General features: G+C 71.1%; 14 protein-coding genes. 11 read left to right on the forward strand and 3 right to left on the reverse strand.

What is annotated here, in order from left to right:
- Window positions 1–159: 159 nt before the first annotated feature.
- Window positions 160–423 (forward strand): phosphoribosyl-ATP diphosphatase, encoded by a 264-nt coding sequence (locus ACIBVQ_RS30140; RefSeq protein ID WP_352013165.1) that lies wholly within the window; start codon window positions 160–162, stop codon window positions 421–423.
- A 58-nt stretch (window positions 424–481) separates the two neighbouring features.
- Window positions 482–1327: an ATP phosphoribosyltransferase gene (hisG, locus tag ACIBVQ_RS30145; protein WP_399181592.1), complete on the forward strand. Its 846-nt coding sequence runs from the start codon at window positions 482–484 to the stop codon at window positions 1325–1327.
- A gap of 545 nt (window positions 1328–1872) precedes the next feature.
- Here the strand turns inward: hisG and ACIBVQ_RS30150 are convergent.
- The gene (locus ACIBVQ_RS30150; protein WP_362915908.1) at window positions 1873–2715 is read right to left on the reverse strand and encodes a siderophore-interacting protein; all 843 of its coding nucleotides are present in this window, start codon (window positions 2713–2715) and stop codon (window positions 1873–1875) included.
- Between the two features lie 249 nt (window positions 2716–2964).
- Between ACIBVQ_RS30150 and ACIBVQ_RS30155 the strand changes: the two genes are divergently transcribed.
- On the forward strand, window positions 2965–3348 hold the full coding sequence (locus tag ACIBVQ_RS30155; RefSeq protein ID WP_352013161.1) for a nuclear transport factor 2 family protein: 384 nt from the start codon (window positions 2965–2967) through the stop codon (window positions 3346–3348).
- Window positions 3349–3368: 20 nt separating this feature from the next.
- Here ACIBVQ_RS30155 and ACIBVQ_RS30160 read toward each other — a convergent pair whose 3' ends face one another.
- On the reverse strand, window positions 3369–4502 hold the full coding sequence (locus ACIBVQ_RS30160) for an EAL domain-containing protein (protein ID WP_399181595.1): 1134 nt from the start codon (window positions 4500–4502) through the stop codon (window positions 3369–3371).
- A 117-nt stretch (window positions 4503–4619) separates the two neighbouring features.
- Here ACIBVQ_RS30160 and ACIBVQ_RS30165 point away from each other — a divergent pair, with 117 nt between their 5' ends.
- The 5 genes from ACIBVQ_RS30165 (at window position 4620) to ACIBVQ_RS30185 (ending at window position 10310) form a co-directional block, all read left to right on the forward strand.
- Complete coding sequence (locus ACIBVQ_RS30165) at window positions 4620–5276, forward strand: acVLRF1 family peptidyl-tRNA hydrolase (protein ID WP_352013159.1); 657 nt, start codon at window positions 4620–4622, stop codon at window positions 5274–5276.
- A gap of 228 nt (window positions 5277–5504) precedes the next feature.
- Window positions 5505–7103: an ABC-F family ATP-binding cassette domain-containing protein gene (locus ACIBVQ_RS30170; RefSeq protein ID WP_352013158.1), complete on the forward strand. Its 1599-nt coding sequence runs from the start codon at window positions 5505–5507 to the stop codon at window positions 7101–7103.
- Between the two features lie 114 nt (window positions 7104–7217).
- Entirely contained in the window at window positions 7218–7433 is a 216-nt protein-coding gene (locus ACIBVQ_RS30175; RefSeq protein ID WP_030507271.1) for a helix-turn-helix domain-containing protein, read from the forward strand.
- Window positions 7434–7562: 129 nt separating this feature from the next.
- The gene (locus ACIBVQ_RS30180; protein WP_352013157.1) at window positions 7563–8372 is read left to right on the forward strand and encodes an enoyl-CoA hydratase/isomerase family protein; all 810 of its coding nucleotides are present in this window, start codon (window positions 7563–7565) and stop codon (window positions 8370–8372) included.
- 51 nt (window positions 8373–8423) lie between these two features.
- Entirely contained in the window at window positions 8424–10310 is a 1887-nt protein-coding gene (locus tag ACIBVQ_RS30185) for an ABC transporter ATP-binding protein (RefSeq protein WP_399181598.1), read from the forward strand.
- A gap of 4 nt (window positions 10311–10314) precedes the next feature.
- Here the strand turns inward: ACIBVQ_RS30185 and ACIBVQ_RS30190 are convergent, their stop codons facing one another.
- Window positions 10315–11196 (reverse strand): sulfotransferase family protein, encoded by an 882-nt coding sequence (locus ACIBVQ_RS30190; protein ID WP_399181600.1) that lies wholly within the window; start codon window positions 11194–11196, stop codon window positions 10315–10317.
- Between the two features lie 69 nt (window positions 11197–11265).
- On the opposite strand from ACIBVQ_RS30190, the gene ACIBVQ_RS30195 reads away from it, so the two are divergent.
- The 3 genes from ACIBVQ_RS30195 (at window position 11266) to ACIBVQ_RS30205 (ending at window position 15875) form a co-directional block, all read left to right on the forward strand.
- Window positions 11266–12183, forward strand: coding sequence for an LD-carboxypeptidase (locus ACIBVQ_RS30195; RefSeq protein WP_362777367.1), 918 nt, complete (start codon window positions 11266–11268; stop codon window positions 12181–12183).
- A 38-nt stretch (window positions 12184–12221) separates the two neighbouring features.
- Window positions 12222–13160, forward strand: a complete 939-nt coding sequence (locus ACIBVQ_RS30200) for a hypothetical protein (protein ID WP_362915900.1) — start codon at window positions 12222–12224, stop codon at window positions 13158–13160.
- Between the two features lie 207 nt (window positions 13161–13367).
- Window positions 13368–15875, forward strand: a complete 2508-nt coding sequence (locus ACIBVQ_RS30205) for an Hsp70 family protein (protein ID WP_399181603.1) — start codon at window positions 13368–13370, stop codon at window positions 15873–15875.
- Window positions 15876–15942: the final 67 nt, after the last annotated feature.

Below are 15942 nucleotides of genomic sequence, written 5' to 3' on the forward strand. Positions count from 1 at the left end.
GCCGGTACGGCACACGCCGTACCGGCCCCGTCCGGCGTTTCGCGGTGATATGCCCGGGTGGGAGGGGGCGCGGCCGTGTCCAGAGCGTGGACGCCCATCCGTGGTGGTCCCCGGGGCCGTTAGGCTTGGCAACGACATCCCACGACGCCGAGAGAGACCATGAAGACCTTCGAAGAGCTGTACGCCGAGCTGTCAGACAAGGCACGGACCCGCCCCGAGGGGTCGGGCACCGTGGCCGCGCTGGACGCCGGGGTCCATGCCATCGGCAAGAAGGTCGTCGAGGAGGCCGCAGAGAGCTGGATGGCCGCCGAGCACGAGTCGAACGAGCGGGCCGCTGAGGAGATCTCCCAGCTGCTCTACCACGTGCAGGTTCTCATGCTCGCCAAGGGGATCGGGCTGGACGAGGTCTACAGGCATCTGTGAGCCGGTGCGCCCGGCTCACGTTCCCATGACCGCAGATCCGTCAAGGAAAGCCACCGCCATGCTCCGTCTCGCCGTTCCCAACAAGGGCGCCCTCAACGAGGCCGCCCAGACCATCCTCAAGGAAGCCGGATACCGTCCCCGCAAGGACAGCAAGGAACTCGTGGTCGTCGACCCGGAGAACTCCTGCGAGCTGTTCTTCCTGCGTCCGAAGGACATCGCCGTCTACGTCGGCGAGGGCACCCTCGACGCCGGCATCACGGGCCGTGACATGCTCCACGACTCGGGCGCGCAGGTCGAGGAGATCATGCCGCTCGGTTTCGGCGCCTCGACCTTCCGCTTCGCGGCCAACCCGGGCGCCTTCGCCACGGTCACGGACCTCAAGGGCAAGCGCGTCGCGACCTCCTACTCCGGCCTGCTCGGCTCCTACCTGGCCGAACAGGGCGTGGACGCCCGGGTGATCAAGCTGGACGGCGCGGTCGAGACGGCGATCCGGCTGGGGGTCGCCGACGCGGTCGCCGACGTCGTCGAGACCGGCACCACGCTGCGCAACATCGGCCTTGAGGTCTTCGGCGAGCCGATTGCCACCTCGGAGGCCGTGCTGATCAAGCGGATCGGCGCCGGGGAGAGCCCCGGGGTGCAGCAGCTCGTCCGCAGGCTGCAGGGCGTGCTGATGGCACGTGACTACGTGATGATGGACTACGACATCAGGGCCGAGCGCATCGAGGAGGCCATCGCCCTGACCCCGGGTATGGAAGGGCCCACGGTCTCCCCGCTGCACCGGGAGGGCTGGGTCGCGGTCCGCGCCATGGTGCCGCGCAAGGGGCACCAGCAGGTGATGGACCAGCTCTGGGAGATCGGCGCCAAGGCCATCCTGGTCACCGCGATCTTCGCCTGCCGGGTCTGAACCGGTTCCTCTCGCCCTCGTCCGAGGTGCGGGCCTTCTGGCAGATGTCACCGTCAACGCCGGATCACCGGCACTGACGCCGTCGGCGGGCCCGCTCCCGGTGTCGCGTCGTGAACGGCATCAGGGGACGGGATCACCGCCGGGGCGGGTGTCCGCACGGCCCTGCCCGGGATCGTGATCCTGACGACCTTCGGTCGTCCCGGCCGCCCGCGGCGGCCTTCCCGGTGAAGGAGGGCCCGGCCCGTGAACTCGCCGCCGCCATCCGCGGGGTCCGCACGGGTCATCGGCCCGGGACCGGCCGCCGCCGCGCCGAGTGCCGGGCCCAATCCGCTCTCGCCCGGGGAGCGCGACGTCCTGGCCGTGACGTCTTGGCCGCGGCGGCCGACGGCTCGGCCGTCGGTGACATCGCGCTGAGCCCGCACCCGCCAGAGGGGACGGTCGGTGATCACCTGTCCTCGGCCATCCGGAAGGCCCAGGGCCCGCGACCGCATCGAGGCGGTACGGCGCGCCCAGGCGCAGGGGTGGCTCTGGTCGGCCCGCCCACGTCAGGACGGCAGGGTCGCGGCCTCCTCTTCCTCGATCTGCCGGTTCCAGTCCTGCTTGACGGCACGCCAGGTCTCGTCGTCGCGGCCGACGCGCCAGTAGCCGGAGATGGACAGCCGCGACAGCGGAATGCCGCGCTCGGCCCGCAGGTGACGGCGCAGCGTCCTGACGAAGCCGGCCTCGCCGTGGACGAAGGCGTGCGGGGTTCCCTCGGGGAAGTCCAGTTCGCGCACCGCGGTGACCAGCGCCTCGCCGACCGGGGCGTCGCCCCGGTGGAACCAGACGATCTTCGTGTCGCCGGGGGAGTCCAGCCGCTGCTCCTCCTGCGGGCCCGCGACCTCGACGAACACGTGGGCCGGGACGCCGGAGGGCAGCCGCTCCAGGGAGGCGGCGATGGCGGGCAGCGCGCTCTCGTCACCGACGAACAGGTGCCAGTCCGCCTCGGGGTCGGGGGCGTAGCCGCCGCCGGGACCGAAGAAGTGGATCTCCTCGCCGGGCTGTACGGCCGCCGCCCACGGGCCGGCCAGGCCGCTGTCGCCGTGGTGGACGAAGTCGATGGCCAGTTCGAGCGTCTCGGGATCCCACGAGCGCACGGTGTAGGTCCGGGTGGTCGGCCACTGCTCGCGGGGCAGTTCGCCCTGAATCCGCTCCAGATCGAATGGTGCGGAATAGGTTACCCCGTGTGGGGGGAACAGGAGTTTGACGTAGTGGTCGGTGAACGCGCCCGCGCCGAATCCCGCGAGTCCGTCGCCGCCGAGCACCACCCGGATCATGTGCGGGGTGATCCACTCGACCCGTTTCACCTGGCCACGGATGGTCTTACGCGCCGGTCTGCCCTCTGCCATGGTCGCTCTCCGATGGTCGTCAAGTTAGGTTGCCCTAAGTAGTAGCATACGGTGATTTAAGTGGCATAGCCGCTTGGCGGTTTCTCTGGATGACCCTTGGTTGTGTCGCCTTAAATCCCTTTTGTGGATCAATATCCCTATTTTGGGCTCGCGGCGAGTGTCTGGAGTCCGCTTCCCTGTCCTTTCTCGTCTGTGAGGTATCCAGACTGCTATTCTAGATAGCACTCTCTAGAACTATTGGAGGTTCAGGTGAACGCGGTCGACCGTCTGTACCGGGGGTTCGCCGCCCGCGACCCCGAGGGGATCCTGGGCGCGCTCCATCCGGAGTTCGTGGGCACCGTGAGCGCGGGCATGCCGCTGGGGGTCGGCGGCACGCACGCCGGCCCCGAGGCGATGCTCCGCGACTGCTGGGCGGTGGTCTTCTCGCACCTGGACAGCGTGCCCCACGCCGAGGAACAGGTCTGGCCGGAGCCGGAGCGGGCCGTGGTGTTCGGGCACTACCGGGGGACCGCCCGTGCGACCGGCAGGGCGCACGAGGCGGCCTTCGTCCACGACCTGCGCCTCAGGGACGGTCTGATCGCCGGGCTGGTCCAGATCACCGACACCGCCCGATGGGCCGAGGCGCTCGCCTGATGATCTACGGTGTAAAGATGTCAGCGCTGCGCGGCGACCTGGCGGATCAGGTCGGCCACCCGGACGATGCCCATGCATCGGCCGAACTCGTCCACGACGACCAGATCGTCGTAGACACGCTCGGCGTCGCGTCCGGCGACCTGCATGGCGGCGATCACCGGGGTGGTCTTCGGGGCGTTGCGAGGCGGGTCCGCCAGGCGTAGGGCGGGCTTCTTGCCGTACAGGGCGTGGCCGAAGCGGCTGGCGATGGACAGCAGGAACCGGCTGCGGTCGAGACTGCCCTTCGGCCGCTGGTACTCGTCCACCAGGATCACGCTGGTGATGGACGGGTCGGTGCCGAAGGCCTCGACGACGTCCTCCGCGGTCGCCTCGACGGGCAGGGTCATGGCGGGCAGCAGGAACTCCTGGACGCGGGGGCCCAGCAGCGCCTGCGACGGCTCCTGGCGCGGGGCCGCGATGGGCACGTGGACCCTCCCCGAAGGGCCGGGCACCAGCAGCGGGCCCTGCGCCAGCCGTACCCCCCAGGAACGCAGCGCGGTCAGCTGGGCCTCCTCGGACACGCCGGGGGCCAGGACATGGGCGCCGATCCCGCGGGAGAACGTGGCCAGCGACTCGGTCAGGGCCGCACGACGTGGGTCGCGGGGCATCTTGGCGACCAGGTCGGAGGAGAGCACGGCGAGGTACGGTGCCGCGTCGGTGAGCAGGTCCAGCGGGATGTGGGCGGTGCCCAGGTCGCCGACCGCGATCAGGTAGCCGATGGCGCGCAGCCCGTCGAGCCCGGTGATCAGGGACTGGCGTTCGACCTGCGCGAAGTCGCCCCTGACCATCAGGATGACCTCGCGCGGCCTGCGGCCCGCGGTGCGCAGGGCCTCATGGAGCGGGGCCAGCGCGGCCGATCCGCCGATCACCGCGGAGGAGGGGATCGGAAGCACCAGGGGGAGCAGCGCCTCACTCCTGGAGATCTGCAGGACCGTGCGGACGGCGGAGGAGAGGTTGCCGTGACCGTCGCCAGGCGCCTGGAGGGCGATGACGCCTCCGGTGTCGAGGTCGACGATCGGGGTGGCGTCCATGGCGGACGCCGCTGTGGACCCCGCTGTGGCCGCTGTGGCGGCCGTCGCGGTGCCCGGCGGGAGGAGATGTGTTCTGCTCGACACGTACAGAGAATGGACCATCGTCAGCAACCGCATAAGCGACGTTCAATGATGTTCACCGATATTTCGCCGTTCGTTGAAGGCGGTTCGTCCGGACAGGAGCCGGTAGTGTCCCGTCATATGACGTCACGACCGGCGAAGGGGGGCGGACGCTGGGTCAGCGTCGGCCCGGCCCGCATCGGCCGCTGGATCGACGGCTTCGCCGAGCGGCACGGGCCGCCCTCGGTGACGGCCGGGGAGGAGGTCGTGCGGCTGCTGGGTGCGGACGGCGCCGCGGCGGAGTGTCAGGTGCCCTTCCCGCCGCTGACCACCTCGGGCGGTGGCCCGCTGGCGCGCCTCATCACCCACGCGCGCACCGAGCGCCGGGTCGGCGTCCTGCTGGTACGGCTCGGCGGCCACGCGGCGGGCGTCTTCCAGGGCGACGAGCTGTTGTCCTCCAAGGTGGGGTCGCGGCAGGTCCACGGCCGCAGCGCGGCGGGCGGGTGGTCCCAGCAGAGATTCGCCAGGCGCAGGGAGAAGCAGGTGGGCCAGGCGCACGAGGCGGCGGCCGAGGTGGCGCTGCGCGTCCTCGGGCCGCACGTGGCGGAGCTGGAGGCGGTGATCCTCGGCGGCGACAGGCGCGCGGTCGACGCGCTGCGCGCCGACCGCAGGCTCGCGCCGGTCTTCGCGCTGGAGACGGGACCGTTCCTGACGGTGCCCGATCCCCGGCTCGTGGTGCTCGCGGGGACCCCGGCGGAGTTCCGCGCCGTCAGGATAAGGGTCACCGATCCCGGCTGAGCGATCCGGCGCGGGACCGCCGGGGCAGGTCGAAGCGGCCGGACCGGCGGCTTCGGGGAGACCAGGGCTGCTCGGGTGCGCCGTACACTGATCGGTATGCGCACTTCCGATTGACGCCGCCCCCGATGAGGCGAGACAGCCGGGCCGGAGCCGGGAGACACAGGGCGGCGGCGGGTTCGGCCAGTGAGGTGAGCCCGTGTACGTCCATTCTGGGAGTGTTCTCCAACCATGATCGTAGCTTCTGACATCGAACTCCGCGCCGGGGCCCGGCTGCTCATCGAGGGGGCCTCGTTCCGGGTCGGCCCCGGTGACAAGATCGGTCTGGTGGGCCGAAACGGCGCGGGCAAGACCACCCTGACCAGGGTGCTGGCCGGTGAGGGCCTCCCCGCGGCGGGGACGGTCTCGACCTCGGGCTCCGTCGGCTACCTGCCGCAGGACCCGCGCACCGGCGACCTGCAGGTGCTGGCCCGCGACCGGATCCTGTCGGCGCGGGGTCTCGACGAGGTCCTGCGCGAGCTGCGCGAGGCCGAGCAGGGCATGGCCTCGGAGGACCGGCGCACGAGAGACCGCGCGGTGCGCGCCTACGGGCGTCTTGAGGACCGGCTGCACGTCCTTGGGGGCTACTCCGCCGAGTCGGAGGCGGCCTCGATCGCCTCCAGCCTGGGACTGCCCGGCAGGGTGCTCGGACAGCCGCTGGAGACACTGTCAGGAGGGCAGCGCAGGCGGGTCGAGCTGGCCCGCATCCTGTTCTCCGGAGCGGAGACTCTCCTTCTTGACGAGCCGACAAACCACCTCGATGCAGACTCAATCGGGTGGCTTCGTGATTTTTTGCGATCGCATCAAGGTGGTTTGATCATTATCAGCCACGACGTCGGGCTTCTTGAAGCGACGGTAAACCGGGTCCTGCACCTGGACGCCAACCGTGCGGTGATCGACACCTACAACGTCGGCTGGAAGGCCTATCTGACCCAGCGGGAGACCGACGAGAAGCGCAGGAGGCGCGAGCGGGCCAACGCGGAGAAGCAGGCCTCGGCGCTGATGTCGCAGGCCGACAAGATGCGGGCCAAGGCGACGAAGGCCAAGGCCGCGCAGGACATGCAGCGCCGCGCCGAGCGGCTGCTGTCCGGCCTGGAGGCCGAGCGGCGCAGTGACAGGGTCGCCAAGCTGCGCTTCCCCGAGCCCGCCCCCTGCGGCCGTACGCCGATCAGCGCGGAGGGCCTGTCGAAGTCCTACGGCTCGCTTGAGGTCTTCACCGACGTCGCCGCGGCCGTCGACAGGGGCAGCAGGGTCGTCATCCTGGGCCTGAACGGCGCGGGCAAGACCACGCTGCTGCGCATCCTGGGAGGTCTGGAGGAGCCGGACACCGGCGAGGTCAAGCCCGGCCACGGGCTCAAACTGGGCTACTACGCCCAGGAACACGAGACGATCGACCCGGACAGGAGCGTGCTGGAGAACATGCGCTCGGCGGGCGGGGAGCTCGCAGACTCCGACCTGCGCAAGGTCCTCGGCTCGTTCCTGTTCACCGGGGACGACGTGGACAAGCCCGCGGGGGTGCTCTCCGGTGGGGAGAAGACGCGGCTGGCCCTGGCCACGCTGGTGCTCTCCTCGGCCAACGTCCTGCTGCTCGACGAGCCTACGAACAACCTCGACCCCGCCAGCAGGGAGCAGGTTCTTTCTGCACTAAGATCCTATTCTGGGGCGATTGTCCTTGTTACGCATGATGAGGGGGCTGTAGAGGCTCTCCGACCCGATAGGGTGATCTTGCTACCAGACGGAGTTGAAGACGCTTGGAGCGAGGAATTTTCCGATCTTGTGGCACTTGCCTGATCTTAATTTGAGCGGGTACGGATCTTTTCCCATGGAGTAGGTAGCCGATCTCGCAGAAATGACTGATCATGGCGTGAGTAACGCTGCGGAAGTCTGGCACTACAGGAGGTACTCGTGGCCGAGACTCTCAAGAAGGGCACCCGGGTGACCGGGGCCGACCGTGAAAAACTGGCCGCCGATCTGAAGAAGCGCTACAGCGCCGGTGAGAGCATCCGGGCGCTGGCCGCTTCAACCGGCAGGTCATACGGCTTCATCCACCGCATCCTGAGCGAGTCCGGTGTGACTCTGCGTGGGCGCGGCGGCGCCACCCGAGGTAAGTCGAAGCGCTGACCCCGCCTCGGAAACGCGCGACCGCAGCCGCTCGTCCTCCGCTGACACGTCCCGCTCGGGCCTGTAGAACCTCCTTCTAGAGAGTCGATAGGCTCGGGCGAGACGTACGAACGACAGCTGGAGCGGGCGATGGCGGAAGCGGCGATCGGGGGGAGCGCGGAGAAGGTCTCTCACGAGGAGGCCGGTCTGCGCTTCGAGGTGGACGGCGAGATCGCGACGATCACGCTGGACCGGCCGGAGAGGCGTAACGCACAGACGTTCGCCACCTGGTCCGAGCTGGCTCGCATCGGTGACTCCCTGCCGCAGCAGGTGAGGATCGTCGTGGTCCGAGGTGAGGGGCCGTCCTTCTCGGCAGGCATCGACCTGCGTCTGCTCAACCCCGAGGGCATCCCGGGTCAGGGTTCGCTCGCGACTCTCGCGGCGGCCGACGACTCGACCTTCGAACAACGGATAGCCCAGGCGCAGCGGGGATTCCTGTGGTTGCGCCGCCCGGACATCGTCTCCATCGCCGCCGTGAACGGCCACGCGATCGGAGCCGGGTTTCAGCTGGCCCTGGCCTGTGACCTGAGGATCCTGGCCGAAGACGCCACACTGTGCATGAGGGAGCCCGCCCTCGGGCTGGTCCCCGACCTGACGGGCACCAAGCCACTGGTCGACCTGGTCGGCCTGCCCAGAGCCCTTGAGATCTGTCTCACCGCCCGTGCCGTGGGGGCGCGGGAGGCGGCCGCCCTCGGCCTCGCCGAGCTGGTCGTCGCCGGGGAGGAGCTGACGCGGGCCGTACGGGATCTGGCCGCCGCGCTGCTGTCGGTCGACAGGGGCGCCGCGACCGCGACCAAACGCCTGCTCCAGGGGGCACGGGAGCGCACGCTCAAGGAACAGGGCGCCGCCGAGCGCCGGGAGCAGATCGCCCGGGTCAGGGCGTTGTTCGCCGGGAGCTGACGAGGGAATGCCAGGGCCCGCCACGGTGCTCGCACCGGCGGAGGAGGCCACATGACGATGATGGGCGGGGGGTTCGGCCCCCAGACGATGCGTTCCCTGCGGCGTGACAGCTCGGTGACCAAGGAGCGGCTCGCGCCGGGCACGGTCAGACGCATCGCGGGCTACGCGCGCCCCTTCACCCGGCACATCCTCGCCTTCCTCACGCTGGTCGTGGCCGGGTCCGTCATCGTGATCGTCAACCCGCTGCTGATGAAGGCCATCATCGACGACGGCATCACCCCGGGCCGCTCCGGCGTCGTGGTCACCCTGGCGGGGGTCATCGCGGCGCTGGCCGTCGCCGACGCCGCGCTGACGCTGGCGCAGCGCTGGTTCTCCGCCAGGATCGGCGAGGGCCTGATCTACAACCTGCGCACCGAGGTCTTCGACCACGTGCAGCGCATGCCCGTGGCCTTCTTCACCCGCACCCAGACCGGGGCCCTGGTCTCCAGGCTCAACAGCGACGTGATCGGCGCGCAGCGGGCGCTGACGAGCACGTTGTCCTCCGTCGTCTCGAACGTGGTCATGCTGGTGCTCGTCCTGGGCGCCATGCTGGTGCTGTCCTGGCAGATCACGCTCGTCGCGCTGGTGCTGCTGCCGCTCTTCCTCCTGCCCGCGAGGTGGGTCGGCAGGAAGATGTCGGGGCTCACCCGCGAGCAGATGCAGCTCGACGCCGAGATGAGCTCCATGATGACCGAGCGGTTCAACGTCGCGGGCGCCACCGTCGCCAAGCTGTACGGCAGGCCGCAGGAGGAGGCCGACGCCTTCGGACGCCGGGCCGGCCGGGTGCGTGACGTCGGTGTCGTCGTCGGCATGTACGGGACGGTCTTCCGGGTCGCGCTCGGCCTGGTCGCCGCGCTGGCCACCGCCCTGGTCTACGGCGTGGGCGGCGTGCTGGCCGTCGGCGGCGCCTTCGAGCTGGGCACCCTCGTCGCGCTCACCGCCCTCCTGATGCGCCTGTACGGCCCGCTGACCAGCCTGTCCAACGTGCACGTCGACGTGATGACCGCCCTGGTCAGCTTCGACCGGGTCTTCGAGGTGCTCGACCTGAAGCCGATGGTGGCCGAACGGCCGGACGCGGTCGCCGTCCCGCCGGGGCCCGTGACCGTCGAGTTCGAGAACGTCCGCTTCCGCTACCCCGCGGCCTCGGAGGTCTCGCTCGCCTCACTTGAGACGGTGGCCCGTCCCGAGACGTCCCCCGGCCAGGAGGTGCTGCGCGGGGTCTCCTTCACCGCGAGGGCCGGAGAGATGGTCGCGCTCGTCGGTCCCTCGGGGGCGGGCAAGACGACCGTCACCAGCCTGGTCTCCCGGCTCTACGACGCCGACGAGGGCACGGTCAGGATCAACGGCCTCGACGTCCGCGACGTCGGCTTCGCCTCCCTGCGTGAGAGCGTCGGCGTAGTCATGCAGGACGCCCACCTCTTCCACGACACCATCGGGGCCAACCTCTCCTACGCCAGGCCGGACGCGACGGAGGAGGAGATCTGGGAGGCCCTGCGCGCCGCGCAGATCGCCGACCTGGTCGAGGCGCTGCCCGAGGGCCTGGAGACCGTCGTCGGCGACCGGGGCTACCGGTTGTCCGGCGGGGAGAAACAGCGCCTGGCGCTGGCCAGGCTGCTGCTCAAGGCACCCAGGGTGGTCGTGCTCGACGAGGCGACCGCGCACCTGGACTCCGAGTCCGAGGCCGCGGTGCAGCGTGCCCTGAAGACCGCGCTGGCCGGGCGGACCTCGCTGGTCATCGCCCACCGGCTGTCCACCGTCCGGGAGGCCGACCAGATCCTGGTCGTCCAGGACGGCCGCGTCGTGGAACGGGGCCGGCACGAGGAGCTGCTGGCCGAGGGAGGGCTCTACGCGGAGCTCCACCGCACCCAGTTCAGCTCCCCCTCGGGGCTGCGGGAGTGACGGCTCAGCGATAGCCGAGCCGGGTCAGCTCCTCACGGGCGACCTTCCCGACGAGTTCGGCGTCCGTACCGCGCAGCCGGGTGTGCCAGACGCCGACCTGTGGCGCGTGCCTGCCGTACAGAGCGACCTTGGAGACCCGGGTGCCCAGAAAGTCGGACAGCCCCTGGGCGGCCTCGGCGGGGGAGACGGCCAGGTCCTCGTAGCGCAGGGTCAGCAGCTGCTCGCGGGGCAGCTCCCGGTGGAGCGTGGCCGACAGGCGTACGGCGCTGCGCCAGCGCAGCGCGCACTTGCCCGCCGTCGGCATGGCCTTCCAGCGCTCCCCGTGCTCGCCCGAGTTGACGCCGAGGAAGGGGTTGGGGAACTCGGTCTCCTCGCTCAGCATGGCGGGCCTGAACCACGAGAGCGCCGCGGGGTCGGCCATCATGTCGGCCGCCACGTCACGGCCGTCCCTGATGAGCTGGACGAACCTGGCGTCGGGGAACGCCTGCAGCAGCACCGAGGCGCTGTAGATCAGGTCGGGACTGGCGTCACCGAACCGGGCGACGGAGCCGGAGGTCACGCACGGGCCCTCCCCGGTCACCCCGCCCGCCTCCCGGCAGGGGGCCGGGCACTCCCGGCAGGCGCCGGGAACGATCTGCCACGACTCGGCCAGGGCGTCGCGCAGCACCCGGGTCGCGCCCATGCCCCTGCGGGTGATGGAGGGCCGCCTGGCGAAGGCGTACACGACATGGGTCACCGAGGCGCGTCCCATGGTGACGTGGAAACCGGGGGAGCGCTTGAGGGCCCGGGCAAGCAGATCCGAACCGGAGTGCGGGGCGGCGAGCACGAACACCGGCTGGCGGACCTTGATGCCGTTGACCACGAGGATGTGGGTCGGAGGTCGCATATGTGAGCCCAGTGTGGCACCGTTTGGGGGGTGAGCGAACCGGTCGCGCCCGATTCCGTGCCTGATCCTGTGCGTGATCACGTGACCGTCCCGCGCAGGCTCCGCCCCGGTGACCTGGTCGCGGTCGTGGCGCCCTGCGGGCCTCCCGACCCCGAACGCCTGGCACGCGGGGTGCGGCTGTTACGGGAGCTCGGCCTGGAGGTCGTCACCGGAGCCCACGTGCTCGACCGGGAGGGCTACCTCGCGGGGACGGACGCCGCGCGGGCGGCCGACCTGCAGGCGGCCTGGTGCGAGCCGGACGTGGCCGCGGTGTTCTGCGCCAGGGGCGGTTACGGGGCGACGAGGGTGCTCGACCTGCTCGACTGGGAGGCCATGCGGGCCGCGGGGCCGAAGACACTGGCCGGTTCGAGCGACGTCACCGCGCTGCACCGGGCCTTCGCCGTCATGCTGGGTGTCGCCTCGTGGTTCGGGCCGATGCCCGCCTGTGCGACCCTCAGTGACCCGGAGGGGCCGGAACCCCGTACGCTTGAACATCTCGCCGCTGCCCTGTTCGGCACGCCCGCGCCCGTCGAGGGGGATCGGGTGATCGTTCCGGGCCGGGTCGAGGCGCCGGTGACCGGCGGGAACCTCAGCCTGCTCGCGGCGCTGTGCGGCACGCCGTACGAGCTGCGGGCGCGGGGGAGGATCGTGTTGCTTGAGGACGTCACCGAGGCGCCCTACCGGATCGACAGGATGCTCACCCAGCTGCTCATGTCGGGGGCGCTGGACGGGGCCGCGGGCTTCGCCCTGGGCTCCTGGGAGCGCTGCGGCGATCCGTACCCGGTGCTGCGGGAGCGGCTCGCGCCGCTCGGGGTGCCGGTCATCGCGGGCCTTCCCGTGGGGCACGGCACACCACAGCTGAGTGTGCTGCTAGGGGCACTTGGTGCTATTGATGCAGAATCGTGCTCTCTGACCGGCTCAAACACCGCCCCCGTGGAGGCAGTCTAGGTGCGGACCTAGGAGGAGAGCGCAGAGGGGATGGGCGTGTGAGGCTGTTCCGGCGGCGTCGCGACCGGCAGGCCAGGAGAGCCGCGCGGCCGGTCGAGGACGTCGATCTCGACTCCCTGCTCTCCCTGGTCGCCGACACCCTCGGCTACTCCTGTGCCTTCTCCGCCGACGGCGGGACGCTGACCCTGTCGGACTCCGGCGAGCGGACGGTCAGGCACGTGGTACGGCTGGCGGGACTGCGGGCCGAGGCGCGCAGGCGCTCGCGCGAGGACTGGCCGGTGCTGGTCTCCGAGCACCTGTCCCACGTCTTGGCCACGGCCGGGGAGCCGTTCGACGCCTGCGACCTGGACCAGGTCCGCCCGCTGCTGCGCACCCGGCTCCAGCCCGCCGACGACCTGGCGGGCGCCGTCGTCGGCCGCCACCTCAGCGCCGACCTGGTCGAGGTGCTGACCGTCGGGCACGGCGAGGCCGCCAGGCCGCTCCGTCCCGAGGAGGTCGGCTGCTGGCCGGTCACCGCCGCGCAGGCGCTGGAGGAGGCCGTGGGCAACGCGGCGGGCGACGGGCGGCTGTCGGCCGACGCGATCGACCTCGGCGGCGCCACCGCGCTGCGGCTGAGCGGCGCGACCGCCGGCGCCGCCGCCCACCTGCGTCGCCTGGGTGACTACCTCCGGGTGCCGGCCGACGGGGTGCTGGTCGCGCTGCCGAGCCGTTCGGAGATGATCGTCCACCCGGTCGAGGGCATCGAGGTCGTCCGTGCGATCGAACGGCTGCGGCTGTTCGCCCAGCGCGAGTGCGACCTGCGGGCCGACGGGCTCAGCCCCCAGGTCTACTGGTGGCACGAGGGAAGGCTCACCCTTATCAGGGCCGACCTCGTCAGCCAGGACGGCCAGATCCGGCTGGTCGTGGCCCCGCCCAAGGCGTTCGCGCGGGTGCTCGCCTCCCTGGCCACCCGCCCGGAGGGCGGCCCCGGAGGCTGAGACGGCCCGGGAGGCCACCACGGGATCACTACGGGATCACTACGGGATCACCGTGAGAGCGCGGGGAACCGTAAGATGGTGCCTTCCCGCCCCGCACTCATCCCGAGGAGCCTCCCGCGCACCCCGGCCGCCCCCGGCGTGCCCGCCACGATCGGCCGCGGCCTGTGAACGTGGGACGACCGGGTCCGCATCTACGAGGAGTGGCAAATGGCGCAGTGGTGCCTCGGCGTCGATCTCGGGACGAGTTTCTCCGCCGGGGTCATAGCCGCCGAAGGGCGCTTCGACGTCCTGGAGGTCGAGGGGGAACGGCGCATCCCCTCGGCCGTCATGCTCGACGAGCGCGGCACGCTGGTCGCGGGCCGGATCGCCCAGCGGGGCATCGCGCTCAATCCGGAACGCGTCGAGCGCAACCCCAAGCGCTACGTCGGCCGGGGCCGGATGCTGCTCGGCGGGGTACCGGTCGCCGTCGCCGACGCCATGGCGGCGCTGCTCGAACTGTTCGTGAGCGAGGGCAGGAGGCGTTTCGACGGAGCCCCGCCCGACTGCATCGCGCTGACCCACCCCGTCGCCTGGGGTGAGGACCGCAAGGCCGTACTGCTTGAGGCGGCCAGGCAGGTGGTGCGCGGGGTGCGGATCGTGCTCGTCGACGAGCCCGTCGCCTCGGCCCGCTACTTCGCCACCGCCAAACGGGCCGACGGCTCCCACCTGGCCGTCTACGACCTCGGCGGCGGCACGTTCGACGCGGCCGTGCTCACCGCGGACGGCAGCGACTTCAAGGTCGTCGGCGAGCCCGGCGGCAGCGACGAGATCGGCGGGGAGGTGTTCGACGAACAGATCTTCGCCTTCCTCGGGGCGCAGATCGAGCGCCTGGACGCCGACTGGTGGCAGCAGGTGACCAGCAACCCGGAACGCCGCTACGTGAGCTACGCCGCCGACCTGCTCAAGATGGCCAGGGAGGCCAAGGAGGCGCTGTCGAAGTTCGACACCTCCTCCCACTACGTGGTCGGCATCAACGAGGACGTGCACATCGCCAGGAGCGACCTGGAGGACCTCATCGGGGCCGAGATCGTCAAGACGGTCGACATCCTGGAGGAGACGATCCGCGGGGCCGGGATCACGCAGGACGAACTGGCGGCGGTGTTCATGACCGGCGGCGCCAGCCGGATGCCGCTGGTCCAGGAGGCCGTGCGCGACAGGCTCGGCGACCGGGTGCGCACCTACGACGACCCGAAGATCGTCGTCGCGTACGGCGCCGCCCAGCTCGCCTGGAAGCTCAAGGTCGAGCAGCGGGACCCCGAACAGTCCCAGAGCGTCCCGGCGGCCCGCGCCGAGCCCTCTGCGCCCGCCAAGTCCTCTGCACGCCTCGGTGTCACCGGCGGCGGGCAGGTCTTCACCGGCCCGGAGGGCGGTCACACCGGCGGCCACAAGGTCGTCCCCGGGAACGGTCCGCAGGGGGCGCAGCGGGGCGCGCAGGACGGGCCGGTCGTCCCGGGCGTGGCCAAGGTGCTCGACGGTGTGCTTGAGGCCCGCGCCGAGGCGGGCAGGGTCTTCGTCCACCAGGCCTTCGACAGCGGCCACCTGCTGCGCAGGCTCGACGGCGTCGAGGGCAGGCACGACCGTGAGCTGCGCTTCGGCAGGCTGGTCGAGTGGGACGTCTCACGTGAGGGCGTCGCCGCGGTCGAGCAGGTCGGGCCCGCGCAGACCCTGGTGCGTGTCCTCACCCCCGACCTGGCCATCCGCGGCACCCACCCGCTCCAGGTGTGGGGCAACCCGACCGTGATCGCGCACGGCCGTACCGCCTGGGTCTTCTTCCAGCCACGACAGCCGGTCCCGGTGGACAGCTCGGTCGGCCTGCCCTGGGGGGAGACGGGGCAGCTGTCGGTGGTCGAGTTCGACCTGGGCGGGGGCTTCATGTTCCAGGCGCCGCAGCCGCGCGACCTGGGGCCGTACACCCAGTGGTTCCTCAACGAGGACAACCGGTCGCGGCGGCTCGTCGACCAGGAGGGGCCCAGCGGCAACGACCCCGCGCCCTCCGTCGGAGCGCCAGGCTGCACGGTGGTGCTCGGGCAGTTCAGCAGCAACAAGCCGATGTTCCAGAACAGGCACCACGACTTCAGGCCCTGGCAGGTGCTGTGCCTGATCGACCCCGGCGGTGTCGTGCGCCCGACGGTGCGGGAGCCCGGCCGTAGCTGGCTGCACCAGGTCGTCCTGCACAACGGCAGGTGGTTCACCTCAAGCTCGGCCGGTCTTGAGGCCGACACCGCCGACGGCAGGACCAAGCTCGTCATGCCCCGCCCCAGGGCGGGCGCCCTGCGCTGGGTCCCGGCGGGCGGTCAGATCTACGCGGTCGGCGCCGACCAGGTGAGTCCCGCCAGGGGCTGGTCGGTGGGGATCTTCAACCAGCGTTCGCACACGCTGGAGTTCCTGATGGGCAAGCAGTCGGCGACCCTGGCCGGTCACCTGACCTCCCGAAACCGCTGGGAGCGGCCGAGGCTGGTCGTGGACGGCGACTCGATCTGGATGACGATGCTGGACGCCGGTCGCAGCAGGCTCGTGCACGTCACCCCCTCGGGGGCGCGGGAGGTGCACCGCACGCCGGGGTTGTTCGAGCCGGTCGTCCGGGTCCCCAGCGGCCTGCTGTGCCTGCACCGGCCGGGAGACACCACCGGTGCCACCCGTGACCAGCCGGCGGCCCTGGTGCACCTGCCGCTGTGACGCCAGGAAGACGACCGTGCCCCCGGCGGACGTCGCCGGGGGCACGGGGCGCGAACGGGGACAGGAC

Source organism: Streptosporangium sp. NPDC049376, from assembly GCF_044466505.1.
Lineage (GTDB): Bacteria > Actinomycetota > Actinomycetes > Streptosporangiales > Streptosporangiaceae > Streptosporangium.